11 protein-coding genes are annotated in these 12,469 nt (G+C 46.9%); 1 reads left to right on the forward strand and 10 read right to left on the reverse strand.

The genetic code is table 11. The annotated features are described in order from the left end of the window. Positions 1-58: 58 nt before the first annotated feature. A complete protein-coding gene (locus ACLWOR_RS02945; RefSeq protein WP_413939171.1) occupies positions 59-1,078 on the reverse strand; it encodes an alpha/beta hydrolase in 1,020 nt (339 codons plus the stop codon). A 174-nt stretch (positions 1,079-1,252) separates the two neighbouring features. On the opposite strand from ACLWOR_RS02945, the gene ACLWOR_RS02950 reads away from it, so the two are divergent. Continuing rightward, a complete protein-coding gene (locus tag ACLWOR_RS02950; RefSeq protein ID WP_413939172.1) occupies positions 1,253-2,353 on the forward strand; it encodes an NADH:flavin oxidoreductase in 1,101 nt (366 codons plus the stop codon). On the opposite strand, the gene ACLWOR_RS02955 is transcribed toward ACLWOR_RS02950, so the two are convergent. The 9 genes from ACLWOR_RS02955 to ACLWOR_RS02995 form a co-directional block, all read right to left on the reverse strand. After that, positions 2,350-2,817 carry an SRPBCC domain-containing protein gene (locus ACLWOR_RS02955; protein ID WP_413939173.1) on the reverse strand — a complete coding sequence of 156 codons (468 nt, stop codon included), beginning with the start codon at positions 2,815-2,817 and terminating at the stop codon, positions 2,350-2,352. The two genes, ACLWOR_RS02950 and ACLWOR_RS02955, sit on opposite strands and share 4 nt — an antisense overlap. Before the next feature lie 66 nt (positions 2,818-2,883). Beyond that, positions 2,884-3,579, reverse strand: coding sequence for a L,D-transpeptidase (locus tag ACLWOR_RS02960; RefSeq protein WP_413939174.1), 696 nt, complete (start codon positions 3,577-3,579; stop codon positions 2,884-2,886). 248 nt (positions 3,580-3,827) lie between these two features. Continuing rightward, positions 3,828-5,327, reverse strand: coding sequence for a proline--tRNA ligase (gene proS / locus ACLWOR_RS02965; RefSeq protein WP_413939175.1), 1,500 nt, complete (start codon positions 5,325-5,327; stop codon positions 3,828-3,830). A gap of 64 nt (positions 5,328-5,391) precedes the next feature. Next, entirely contained in the window at positions 5,392-6,759 is a 1,368-nt protein-coding gene (locus tag ACLWOR_RS02970; protein WP_413939176.1) for a sigma-54-dependent transcriptional regulator, read from the reverse strand. Between the two features lie 14 nt (positions 6,760-6,773). Then, complete coding sequence (locus tag ACLWOR_RS02975) at positions 6,774-8,984, reverse strand: ATP-binding protein (RefSeq protein WP_413939177.1); 2,211 nt, start codon at positions 8,982-8,984, stop codon at positions 6,774-6,776. Continuing rightward, the gene (gene ribH / locus ACLWOR_RS02980; RefSeq protein ID WP_413939178.1) at positions 8,981-9,523 is read right to left on the reverse strand and encodes a 6,7-dimethyl-8-ribityllumazine synthase; all 543 of its coding nucleotides are present in this window, start codon (positions 9,521-9,523) and stop codon (positions 8,981-8,983) included. The genes ACLWOR_RS02975 and ribH overlap by 4 nt, the downstream gene beginning before the upstream one ends. A gap of 3 nt (positions 9,524-9,526) precedes the next feature. Further along, positions 9,527-10,651, reverse strand: a complete 1,125-nt coding sequence (gene ribB, locus ACLWOR_RS02985; protein ID WP_413939179.1) for a 3,4-dihydroxy-2-butanone-4-phosphate synthase — start codon at positions 10,649-10,651, stop codon at positions 9,527-9,529. Positions 10,652-10,653: 2 nt separating this feature from the next. After that, entirely contained in the window at positions 10,654-11,253 is a 600-nt protein-coding gene (locus ACLWOR_RS02990) for a riboflavin synthase (RefSeq protein ID WP_413939180.1), read from the reverse strand. Between the two features lie 67 nt (positions 11,254-11,320). Continuing rightward, positions 11,321-12,388 carry a hypothetical protein gene (locus ACLWOR_RS02995; RefSeq protein ID WP_413939181.1) on the reverse strand — a complete coding sequence of 356 codons (1,068 nt, stop codon included), beginning with the start codon at positions 12,386-12,388 and terminating at the stop codon, positions 11,321-11,323. Positions 12,389-12,469: the final 81 nt, after the last annotated feature.

A 12,469-nucleotide genomic window follows, 5' to 3' on the forward strand; every position in this document is an offset into this window, starting at 1 on the left:
CAAAGAAGATGAGATTTGGGAACCTCGCATTAGCACCTGCAAGGCTCCCTTTTCAAAATTAGTGTACGGATCTTGAAAGTGCTGCGCGCAAGTTCCCGGCCATCAAACTGATAGCGCTTCGTGTAGCGGTGGTTTCCGCTAAAGCATTGAGCATGGCGAAATCGTGAATGGTCGCAAGACTGCGAGATACGGTGACGCTGACGCCTGCTTCGATCAGTTTTCTAGCATAAGCTTCACCTTCGTCTCGCAGCACATCGTTTTCATCCGTGATAACGAGTGCCGGAGGTAGATTTTTGAGTTGATTAAGATCCGCTCGGAGTGGTGATGCCGTGATTTGATCCCGGTCCTCGATGCGAGGAACGTAGGCATCCCAGAACCATTCCATTGCTGCTTTGCTGAGCCAATAACCGTCCGCGAATTTTTGATAAGATTCAGTTTCAAAATCCGCATCGGTGACAGGGTAAAGAAGAGCTTGGAAAGAAAGTTGCGGTGAGCTTCTTTGTTTGCAAAGAATAGCGACTGCGGCGGCGAGATTTCCTCCCGCACTATCCCCTGCTACCGCCAAGCGGCTGCCATCAAGCCCGAATTCACTTCCATGCTCCGCTACATACAAAGTTGCCGCGTAACATTCTTCGAGCGGAACAGGGTATTGTGCCTCGGGTGACGGCGTGTAGTTGACGAAGACAAAGGCAGCTTGCGTTTGATCTGTGAGTTCTCGAACCAAACGATCATGTGTGTTTTTACTTCCAAGAACCCATCCTCCCCCATGAAAGTACATTACCGCTGGCAAGGAGCCCTTCGCATTGCGAGGACGGAAAATTCTGACTGAAACTTCTTTAGATGGACCGACTGGAAACACGCGGTCTTCGATATCAACAGGGACCGGAGATGTTTTTCCTTTTTGCTCATTTTCCAGCACCTCTCTGGCTTCCGCATAAGCCAGTTTGTAAATGGGCTTTCCCCCGGCTGCTGAAACTTGATCAAGAAAGCTTTGTGCGATTCGATCGAGCACAGGTTTGTTGGATTCGGTTGGGCGAATACGCTCGATGTCTCTCTGACTTGTCTTTTGCGACTCCATATTTACTTCCTTTGTTAATCTAACGGTGGAAATAAAATTGAAGCCTATGTTTTTAGGTTCTTGAATGCGTTTTCATTTGTATGTTCACACTCGCCTTACCGTTCACAGAATTCTCTTTCTTCCCAATAGGCATCATGGGGTGTACGATCAGATTAATTTGAACTGCGAGGCCCCATGAAGAATGCGCATGCTTTGTTTAAACCGTTTCAATTCAAATCCTTGAACCTTAAAAATCGTTTTGTCATGGCTCCGATGACTCGGTCCTTTTCTCCGCGAGGGATTCCAACCCGTGATGTTGTCAATTACTACACACGTCGTGCAACAGCAGACGTTGGTTTGATTCTCTCTGAAGGAACTGTGATTGACCGCCCCGCTGCTTCCAATGATCCGGATGTTCCACGCTTTCATGGTGAGTCGTTGGAAGCATGGAGCGATGTGATTGATGCTGTTCACGCAGCCGGCGGAAAAATGGCGCCGCAGATTTGGCATATGGGTGTTGTGCCGGAGCACAAATCAGGATGGAAGCCCAATGGAGCCTTTGAAGGTCCTTCTGGATTGCGCAAGTCCGATGAAGCCTTGGGTGTGGAAATGAGTGAGACCGATATTTTTAAAACTATTGAAGCCTTTGCACACTCTGCCAATGAAGCAAAAAAGTTAGGCTTTGATGCAGTTGAAATTCATGGGGCTCATGGTTACTTAATTGATCAATTTTTTTGGGAAGGCACGAATAGGCGTAAAGACCAATACGGTGGAAAAACCATTGGCGAACGCACTCGTTTTGCGGTGGACGTTGTAAAAGCCATTCGCGCTCTGGTTGGTTCCGAGTTCCCGGTGATCATGCGTCTGTCCCAATGGAAAGGACAGGACTATGCCGCTCGCAATGCGGATACTCCAGGCGAGATGAACTCTTGGTTAAGCCCATTGGTTGATGCGGGAGTCGACATTTTCCACTGTTCGCAACGTCGTTTTTGGGAAACAGAGTTTCCCGATTCAGATTTGAACTTCGCTGGCTGGGCAAAAAAACTGACTGGCAAACCGACCATCACTGTTGGCTCTGTGGGTTTATCAGATGAATTTACTCGCGCGTTTAGAGGCGAAAGTGCACACCCCGCTTCGTTTGATAATTTAATTGAACGATTTGAACGCGAAGAGTTTGATCTCGTCGCGGTTGGCCGCCCATTATTGACGGACCCAGAGTGGGTTTTGAAAATCAAAGAAGGACGATTTGACGAGCTGAAAGGTTTTAATCGCGAAGACTTAGGACGACTGCACTAAGCAGTCGTTTGTTCTGAGAGGGGCTTATAGGCGCCTTTGCGAAGATTGATGCCGTACTCGAGGTATGCTTTCATAGCGCAGACCATTTGTGACCACCCCATGCAGTTTTGGTAGGAACTTAAAATTCCTTTTTCGGTTTCTTTCCAGCCGGTTTCGTAAACTTTCACTTTGGTTTCGTTCGAATTAATCGCTTCAAAGACAAATTCCGTTTGCGTGTTGTAGCCCCCTTCTGAAGCTTCCCACTCGAGAACTATTAATTTATTTTGAGTCATTTGTTTGCAGTGAACCGGGAATGGACCTGGAAAATCAGCGAATTCCCATTGCACAGTTGCGCCCTCATTCAGAGGAGCTGAAGCCCCCGCTGTTGTAAAATAGCCCGCAAGTTTTTTTGGATTGTAGACGGAGTCGAAAACTTCGGCGATCGGTTTTTGAATGATGATGGAAACTTCAAATTTTGGAATCATAAAACCTCCATATAAAAATCAAGGTGCTAAAATGACTTCAGCACCTTGATCATCACAGACGGGTTCTTATTCGACAACTGCTATGAGCGTTTTCCAATTTGTAAAATATTGAGGTGTTCCGCGACGATCGCGTTTTATTGTACCATCACGACCTACGCGAGGAACCAACCCCTTACCTTCTGCTAAGATTCGATTGTAAATATAGGCTGCGTTGTCGAGATGTAAACGGACGCAACCACCTGAAGCTCGCGTACCTAATTGCTTGTAGTGATCTGGTGTGGTCGCATGAACCGCAACACCACCGTTAAAGAATACGGCATATTCCATTTTTGCGTCCCACGTATTCGACCAGTGGATGCGCTTGATAGTTTTTGGATAGTAATAGCCTTTCGGAGTTGTGGTGAAATAGTAACGGCCGCTTTTTGCAAATTCCCAATTTTCACGGCCGGTCGATACAGGCCAAACCGCTGTCAGCGCACCATTTTCATAAACCTGCATGGTTTGGGCACCTGGGCCGGCAGCGCGCTTATTAATGATCAGAACAATCGCGAAGCTGTTGATCAGGCTTACACCATCGACTTCGTTGATTTCTTCAAAATTTTTGATAACCGGTATTTCGGTCATTTCAGTTCTTGGAAAACCAGCTTCCTCTGCGATTTCATCTGGCGACATTAAATCATCTAGTGGAATTTCGCTGTTCGCGTACGCTGGCCATGACCACATTGAAACAAGAAGCATGAAGCTTAAAATAGATTTTCCCATAAGGCCTCCTCAGATATCTTCACTCACTGTTCCCGATTCCAATCTAATGCGAGCAAAAAATTGTACAAAGAGAAAAGGCATAGCACCGCCTTTTCCCCTCCGTTTCGGCCTATTCCCTTGGTAGAAAACATTGCAGTTTATTTTTATTTGAGGACGTTAGAAAGATCCGCTAATACGCGAGAATTTTCTGAAATAAAAAAGGCCACCGAGATTCTCAGTGGCCTAACTTATTCAACTGAACTGCGATCTTAATAAGACTTTGCGAACAACACCCATTTAGTCGCTGGTTTGCCCGAGAAGATGCAGTTTCCTGTTACTGCGTCTTGCTTCAATGGGATACAGCGTGGAGTGACTTTTAGGCGAGCCAAGATCTCGTGGCCGATGCCTTCTTCACACCAAGGAACCATTGCGAACCCCGGAGCACTTGTTTCATCGCCTTTGAAGTAAGCTTCGAAGTCAGACAACGAAGTGATCTTTTTGATATTCTCGTCACGGAAAGCTTTTGCTTTTGCTAGCAAGCCATCTTGGATTTCTTGCAACAACGCCGAGATTCCTTGAACGAATGAATCACGTGATTGGCCGGCTTTTTCTTTTGGACCGCGATCGCGGCGACCTACGAAAACTTCACCTTTTGCCATATCACGAGGACCGACTTCTACACGCACTGGCACACCTTGTTTGATATATTGCCATGCTTTATCGCCACCACGGATATCACGATCATCGATTTTTACACGAACTGCGCCACCGGCAAATGTCTGAGCTTTCAGATCTTTGGCCAAGGCTTGTACGTACTCGAGAACTTGTTTTTTCTCTTCGTCGTTGCGGTAGATCGGGCTGATAGTCACATGCAATGGAGCAATTTTTGGTGGAACAACAAAACCGTTGTCATCCGAGTGAGTCATGATCAAACCACCGATCAAACGAGTCGAAACACCCCATGACGTTGTCCAAGCTGTTTCTTCTTTTCCTTCAGCGCTGAGGTATTTGATACCAGACGCTTTAGCGAAGTTTTGACCTAGGAAATGAGACGTTCCGGCTTGCAACGCTTTACGATCTTGCATCATGGCTTCGATCGTATAAGTGTCAACCGCACCTGGGAAACGCTCGTCTGTGGTTTTCATCCCTTTGATCACAGGCATTGCCATGTAGTTCTCAGCGAAGTCAGCGTAAACGTCGAGCATTTGCAGAGTTTCTTCTTGCGCTTCTTTCGCCGTGGCGTGGACCGTGTGACCCTCTTGCCATAGGAATTCTGCTGTACGAAGGAACATACGCGTGCGCATCTCCCATCTCATGACGTTACACCATTGATTGATCAAAACAGGAAGGTCACGGTATGACTTCACCCATTTTGCGAATTGATGTCCGATGATTGTTTCTGAAGTAGGGCGGATGATAAGTGGCTCTTCCAACTCACCGTCTGGAACGAGCTTGCCGTTACCATCACCTTTCAAACGGTGATGAGTGACGACGGCGCATTCCTTTGCGAAACCTTCTACGTGTTCAGCTTCTTTTTCCAAGAAGCTCAGTGGAATTAACAACGGAAAGTAAGCGTTTACGTGACCTGTATCTTTGAACATGCGATCGAGAACGGCCTGCATGTTTTCCCAAACAGCGTAACCCCAGGGTTTAATCACCATGCAACCACGGACAGGAGAGTTTTCCGCCATATCAGCGGCTGTGATCACCTGTTGGTACCACTCTGGATAGTTTTCTGAACGTGTCGGTGTAATTGCTGTATCTGCCATTTTCTAAATTCCTTTGTGCTACTTCAGTTCCGCGCGGGGCGCTCCACACTGCCCGCATCCGCGGCTATTCAATGCCGTATGCTTTAATTTTTCTGTGTAAATAACTGCGCTCAAGGCCGATGACTTCGGCTGTGCGACTGATGTTTCCGTTGTTCTCTGCGATTTTTCTGAGAAGATAATCGCGTTCGAAAGCGGCGCGTGCCTCACGGAAGGTCGAAAGGTCTGAGCTTTCAACTGCCGCTTCATCTGCTTGATCAATCAATCCTGCAAAACGCACATCATGAACGTCAACGAACTCACCTGGGGTCAAAATATACACGCGCTCGATAAAGTTTTTAAGCTCGCGCACATTTCCTGGCCATTGGTAAGACGTCAATTTCTCCAAAGCTTTTTCTGAAAAAACTTTTTTCGGGTAACCGCTTTCACGAGACACATTGTCAGAGAAATAAGAAACAAGAACCGCGATATCCTCTGGGTGTTCGCGCAAAGCGGGAACGCGGAAAGGAATCACATTCAAACGATAATAAAGATCTTCACGGAAGCGGCCTTCTTTGACTTCTTTTTCAAGATCTTTTGAAGAAGCGGCAATCACGCGCACGTCTTGCTCGATGGACTCAGCCCCTCCCACACGATGATATTTTTTATCGTTGAGATACGCGAGCAACTTGCCTTGAACTTCTTTGTTCATCTCTGAAATTTCAGCGATGAATAAAGTTCCGCCTTGAGCCAGATCCAATTTACCTTTTTTAGTGCGCTCGACACCCGGCATAGCGCCACGCTCGATGCCAAAAATTTCGCCTTCAAGGAGGTCTTCAGGAATACCACCGCAGTTCACTTCAACAAAAGGACGGCCTGCGCGAGAACTCATATAGTGAATATTTTGAGCCGCCAATTCTTTGCCTGTGCCCGCTTCACCTTGGATTAAAACCCAAGAGTTTGTCGGCGCTACACGAGCAATGATTTGTTTTGTCGCCATGATCGCAGGAGCTTCCCCGATCAAAGCAATCGACTTACGAAGCTTGTTCAAAAGCATCGTTTTCTCTTCTTTTTCCTGTTGGTAGCTCAAGATGTTTGAGATCACGATCAGGATCTTATCCATTGAAAGAGGCTTTTCGATAAAGTCCCAGGCCCCAAGCTTGGTTGCTTTAACTGCCGTTTCAATTGTTCCATGACCTGAAATCATCACGAACTCAACGCGCGGAAATTCTTTGCGCGCTTGAGTGAGGACTTCGATACCGTCGTATTTTCCCGGCATCCAGATATCGAGGAAGCATACATCGGGTTGAACTTCTTTAAGCGCTTTAAGTCCTGATTCTCCGTCGTGTGCCAATGAAACTTCATAGCCTTCATCTTTCAATGAGGCTGACATCACGTCGCGAATCGGTGCTTCGTCGTCGATAATTAAAATTTTAGGCGTCAATAGTGTTGTCATGACAAACCTTCTTTCTATTCTCCAGCAGGCTTCCAAGCGCCCACTTCATTCACAGGAAATTCCATGATCATCTTCACACCTTTTGGATCATTCGCAGTGGCGCGAATAAAGCCGTTATGGTCTTCGATGATTCTCTTCACAATGGCTAAGCCTAGCCCAGTTCCGCCTTCTTTTGTAGAGAAGTAAGGCTCAAAAATGCGACTTCGATCCGATGCAGGAATACCTTCGCCATTATCGGCCACTGTTAAACGCAGTGTTTTGATGTCCCTGTCGTAACGAGTCACGATTTGGATACGCGGTTGTGGCTCTTTTGCAACAGCCGCGACCGCATTGTCGATCAAATTCACCAAAACGCGTTCGATTTGATCCGGATCGAATTTAAACTCTGGAAGTTCAGGATCGCCCTGGAATTCAAAAGTCACGTTGGGATGCGCCTGACGGTAAAGCTGTAACGATGTCGTTACAACACTGTTCAGATTCGCGATCACCGGACGAGCTTGTGGAAGGCGCGCAAAATTGCTGAATTCATTTACCAGATTTTTAAGACCATCTACTTGTTTCACGATCATGGTTGTACATTCAGAGAATGCCGGATCTGTGATCGTTCCGCCGAATTTTCTTTGTAAGCGTTCGGCGGAAAGCTTAATTGGAGTCAGAGGATTTTTAATTTCATGTGCGATACGACGAGCCACCTCTGTCCATGCGGCGGCCCTTTGTGCGCTTACAATCGGCGTTAGGTCGTCGAATACGAGGATCTTACCAATCTCTTCGCCTTTTTCATCTTTGAGGATAGAAAGATTCATCAAAAGCGGCGTGCCTTCACCTTGAATGTTCAATCGCAATTCTTTTTGAATGCTTTCGATCTGGTGATCTTGCATCGTTTTCAAAAGTTCAGCAAAAGTACGGAAGTATTCCATCGTGAGAAGTTCGCGAACGGAATGACCAATGTACTTTTCTGGTTCGATTTTTAAAAGTTGAGCAGCGTGACGGTTGATTGTTGTAACCGTACCACCCTTATCAACCGAGATCACACCGGTATTGACGTTACGAAGAACGGTGTCGGTGTAACGAGCATGTTGATCAAGTTCTTCCAGAGTGTCTTCCAGAGTTGTCGTCATGGAGTTAAAGCTTGAAATCAGGTCATTGATTTCTTCAGAACCCGCGCGGATCTGCAAAGGTGTGTAATCCCCGCCGGCAACTCGGCGAGTGGCGCGACCTAATTGCACAATTGGAACTGAAAGCTGTTTTGCCAAATAGAAACCAAACCACGTAGCAGCTAACAAGATCACAAAGGTCATCAAGACCAGGATATAGAGATAAATGGATTTTAGCGGGTACTCGAGCGGGTTGATATCTCGGAACTCGTCGTAGGCCGTTGAGATATCGTTCATTTTTGAAATGAGTGATAATGGCAAGAAACTAGAGACGACGATTGCCCCTTTATTGGCACCCTCTTGCACCGGCACAATAACCCGAACTAAGTTTCCATCACCGAATTGATGGATCAGACTGGCTTCAGCTTGAAGCTTGATCCCTTTTTGCAGGAATTCAAGCGAGACAGCTGGAACCGTAGGAACATTGTCTTCTTCTGCAGTTGAAACAATACGACGGCCAAAAAGTGAGGGATAATATTCAACCGCATCAAGCGCAAATTCTTTACGAAGATTTTCAACTTTGCGTTTAACCGCGTCTTGAGAAGCAAGCGGGCGAACCGCATCAGCGACCTGATGGGCGAAGTGATAGTTTTTCTTTTTGGCATTAAAGTAATAAGCGTTCGTAACTTCGATAGAGGATTTCAAAACCCCCGCCATCTTCGCACTGAACCACTTATCAAAACTGGAGTTAATATAAAAGACCGAGATGATGAACATCAGCACGGTCGGGATAAACGAGAACGCAACAAAGGCTGCGATCAGTTTAGCTTTTAGACTGCTACCGAAGACCTTGCCTTGTCGCTCTACAAAGACCTTCACGACATTGCGGAAGATCATGAACAGCAAGAGCAAAAGTAAAATGATATTAAAGTTGACGAGCCCGAAGAAGAAAATACTGTGAACGAACGGAAGTTGCTGGCTCGTCGCAAAAAGACGGATTTCAAACCAAGTCAGAAGACCGAAGAGAAACGACACCAGAAGGACGATAAAAATCTCCCGGCGGCGTTTTTTAAACTCTTGCGGGCCAGGTGGTTGAAATTCGTCCTTAAGTGGTGTGTTGTCTAAACTCATTTCTTCTTTTTAGTTTTCTTTGCTGCCGATTTTTTCGGCGCTGGTTTTTTAGTTTTAGCAGAAGCTTTTGCGCCACCTGCTTTTTCTTCCAACGCGATTGTTTTCAATGCTGCTGGAATTTCTTGGACCAAACCGATCATCTCCATCACAACTTGAGCAGCTTCTTCGCCCTTGTTGCCATGTTTACCACCGGCTCTATCCAAAGCTTGTTCTTCATTCTCAGTCGTCAGAACGCCAAAGCCAATTGGTTTTTTATAATCTAGCATCAAACGAGTGATTCCATCTGTTACCGAGTTGCAGACATAATCGTAATGAGAAGTTTCACCACGGATCACGGCACCCAATGCCACAACACCATCACAACCCGCTTCGAGGAAAGATTGGCACACAAGTGGGATTTCGACTGCGCCCGGCACCAGAGCCGCAAGGATTTCAACATCAGGGCAAGATTCCAAATAAGTGATTGCGCCTTCTTCCAGTTTTTGTGTGATGTCGCTGTTAAAACGCGCTGTCACGATACCGATTTTCAATTTTCCCATTACTTACCCCTTCAAATTATCAATAGAAACGATTTCAACAATTTCAATATCAAAGGCCTTAAGGCCGACTTTCTTTTCCGGCTTGTTCGTCAAAAGACGGATTTTATTAGCGCCGATTTCACGAAGGATTTGTGCACCAATGCCGTAATCACGTTCGTCCATTAATGGCGTTGGTGGACGAAGATCTTCCATACCCATCAAGACCTGCAGTTCTTGAGTCAAACCGGCTGTACGATTGTTTCCGCGCAAAAGAACGAAAGCACCGCTCTCTTCCTTGTCGAGCATTTTCAGACTTTCAACCACAGACGAAGCCTTGCGCTGAAGAGCCGCCATAAAGTCACGAGTAAAGTTGTCAACATGCACACGAACCAATGTTGGTTGGTCTTTTTGGATTTCGCCTTTTTGGATGACCAAGTGCTCAAGTCCGTCGACCGTGCTTCTGAAAACGCGCGCTTTCATGTTTTCACCGAAAGACGCTGGAAGAGGCATGCTTGCCAATTCTTCCACCAAAGTTTCATTCGCCAAACGGTAGGCGATCAAATCAACAATGGTGCCGATTTTGATTTTATGTTTTTTAGCGAATTCTTTCAGGTCGCCAACACGAGCCATGCTGCCGTCGTCGTTCATCACTTCACAGATCACGGCCGCTGGATTTAAGCCTGCCAAACGAGCCAAGTCGACGCTGGCTTCAGTGTGACCAGCACGCTTGAGCACACCACCCTGCTGAGCGCGGATTGGAAAGATATGACCTGGCATATGGATGTCGGTTGGTTTTGCATGAGGATTTGCAGCTGCACGAACTGTTTGAGCACGATCGGCGGCCGAGATGCCTGTCGAAATACCTTCGGAGGCTTCAATGCTCACCATGAACGCTGTTTTGTTCGGAGCAAAGTTCAAATCATCGCGAACCATAAGTGGCAAATGCAAACGCTCGACCTGTTGTGAGGTTAAGCACAAGCAGACAAGACCGCGTGCTTCCTTCACCATGAAGTTGATACCTTGAGTGCTCACGTGGTCGGCAGCTAAAATCAAATCACCTTCGTTTTCACGATCTTCATCGTCAACCAAGATCACCATTTTACCGGCGCGAACATCATCAATAATCTCAGGAATTGTATTGAACTCCATCGTTAGTCCTTTCTTACTTCCAGCGAACGTTGGATGGCGCGAGCCATGTAATCTGGCTCGACATTGATGCGATCACCAACTTTCAATAAAGCCAAGTTGGTACGCTTGATTGTTTCAGGAATCAAACAAACAGACACTGTGGAACCATTCAGTTCATTCACCGTGAGGCTCACACCGTTAAGCGTGACGCTGCCCTTTTTCCATACATACGGCAAAATAGAATCAGCAACCTTCACATCTAAAAACAAAGACTCACCTTGCAAGTCAGAACGAGTGACTTCACCCAAACTGTCCACGTGGCCTGTGACGAGATGACCATGAATGCGATCACCAAAACGCAGGGAGCGTTCCAAGTTTACTTTTTTGCCAAGAAATTTCTCGGGCTTCCATTCCAAAACACGGATGGTTTCAGCCGCCAGAGCAAAGGTGATGGTTTTATTATCGAACGCTTCCACAGTTAAGCAGACGCCGTCGCACGCAACGCTGTCACCAAGTTTGAGGTCATTGAATTCCTCAGGCTTCGTGATTTGAATGCGATAAGCATTCGGAAGTTCCTGAGAATGAACGATGGGCTGAACAGATTCGACAATACCTGAAAACATATAGGGCCTCGATTGCTCGAGACCCTACACTTTTAGAGGAAAATTGGCAAGAAAAGGTGCCCGGAAATTAGGGCTTTACGCCGGGGTTTTGCCCCTGGTATTTGGGGTCGTGAAACTTAAAGAGCTTCACTTTGGCTCCAATAACAGCATCGTTCGCTGTATGTTCGATCACCCGCCCCCGGGAAATCTCATCGCCCACCCACTCGATCTCGATTTTAGCCACAGCTGAGCCCGCAGATGCGCCGCCTCCAAGATAACGGGAGTTACAGGGTTCGCCTTCCCAATAATACTGCTCGTTGTAAACCAGCAGTTGGTCGCCTTCTTCTAAACCCACATCCCGGCCCCCAACGACCACCAGATGCGTGTCTTGGCTGGATAAAACCCGGGTCGACCATTCTTCGTTTTTGAGCTGTTCCGCTAAATTTTTTACGGCCTTGGTCAGGGCATTTTTTGTGACTTTGGCCAGCGGAGTTTGATAGTAAGCCGACGGGCCCACTGCGAATTCGCCGATATTAATACTCGCATTCACGCGAGTTTTCGTCTGTTTCGAAGTCACGTTCGTCGCCGCTAAAACTTTTTCGGTGAGTGGGCGAAGAGCGCGCATTGAAAAATCCATTTGCGCAAATTCAACGTTAAATCCAACTGAAGCCAATCCATTCGGCAAATGATCTCCAGCAGGGTTGTAACCAATTGTCGCTCCTCCGCCACCGATGAGTTCGAAAGAGTTCACCGCTCCTGAGATTTTCGCTTGCGGCAAATTCACCATACACCAAGCGGTTTCTTCGTACACAGGTTCGGGGCTGGCGAAGACTTTCATCGCCACCTGATCCGAATCTGTTAAATTCGCGAGTGGATCAACAGCCGCGAGACGCGCTCCCTCCGGCGGTACGACCACGGGAGGAAGATAGCGAAAAGTGAAATCTTCGCTCTCTGACAATACTGCATAGATTTGTTGATTGGCGACAGCTTGAAAATCAAAGCTGCCACCGCCGGGCAAAAGCACTTGGCGAGAAGTGATGCCATCCATCTGAATGATCTTTTTAAGACTTCTTTTTTGTTCGCACTTTTGGTTGCCCATCGTGAGCAACGCCCCCGTGCAGAGTAATAAAATTTTCGTCACGTCCTTCACGCCCACAAGAAACTCCTTCGTAAGCTTCAGGCACTCTTACGGAGGAACTAGACTAGACCTTTAGCTAGCGTGGGAGCTGTCGAAAAC

Source organism: Bdellovibrio sp. HCB2-146 (assembly GCF_047345725.1).
Lineage (GTDB): Bacteria > Bdellovibrionota > Bdellovibrionia > Bdellovibrionales > Bdellovibrionaceae > Bdellovibrio.

Coding starts and splice junctions, on each gene's coding strand:
- ACLWOR_RS02945 (WP_413939171.1), bottom strand. CDS start 1,078: ATGGAGTCGCAAAAGACAAGTCAGAGAGACATCGAGCGTATTCGCCCA.
- ACLWOR_RS02950 (WP_413939172.1), top strand. CDS start 1,253: ATGAAGAATGCGCATGCTTTGTTTAAACCGTTTCAATTCAAATCCTTG.
- ACLWOR_RS02955 (WP_413939173.1), bottom strand. CDS start 2,817: ATGATTCCAAAATTTGAAGTTTCCATCATCATTCAAAAACCGATCGCC.
- ACLWOR_RS02960 (WP_413939174.1), bottom strand. CDS start 3,579: ATGGGAAAATCTATTTTAAGCTTCATGCTTCTTGTTTCAATGTGGTCA.
- proS (WP_413939175.1), bottom strand. CDS start 5,327: ATGGCAGATACAGCAATTACACCGACACGTTCAGAAAACTATCCAGAG.
- ACLWOR_RS02970 (WP_413939176.1), bottom strand. CDS start 6,759: ATGACAACACTATTGACGCCTAAAATTTTAATTATCGACGACGAAGCA.
- ACLWOR_RS02975 (WP_413939177.1), bottom strand. CDS start 8,984: ATGAGTTTAGACAACACACCACTTAAGGACGAATTTCAACCACCTGGC.
- ribH (WP_413939178.1), bottom strand. CDS start 9,523: ATGGGAAAATTGAAAATCGGTATCGTGACAGCGCGTTTTAACAGCGAC.
- ribB (WP_413939179.1), bottom strand. CDS start 10,651: ATGGAGTTCAATACAATTCCTGAGATTATTGATGATGTTCGCGCCGGT.
- ACLWOR_RS02990 (WP_413939180.1), bottom strand. CDS start 11,253: ATGTTTTCAGGTATTGTCGAATCTGTTCAGCCCATCGTTCATTCTCAG.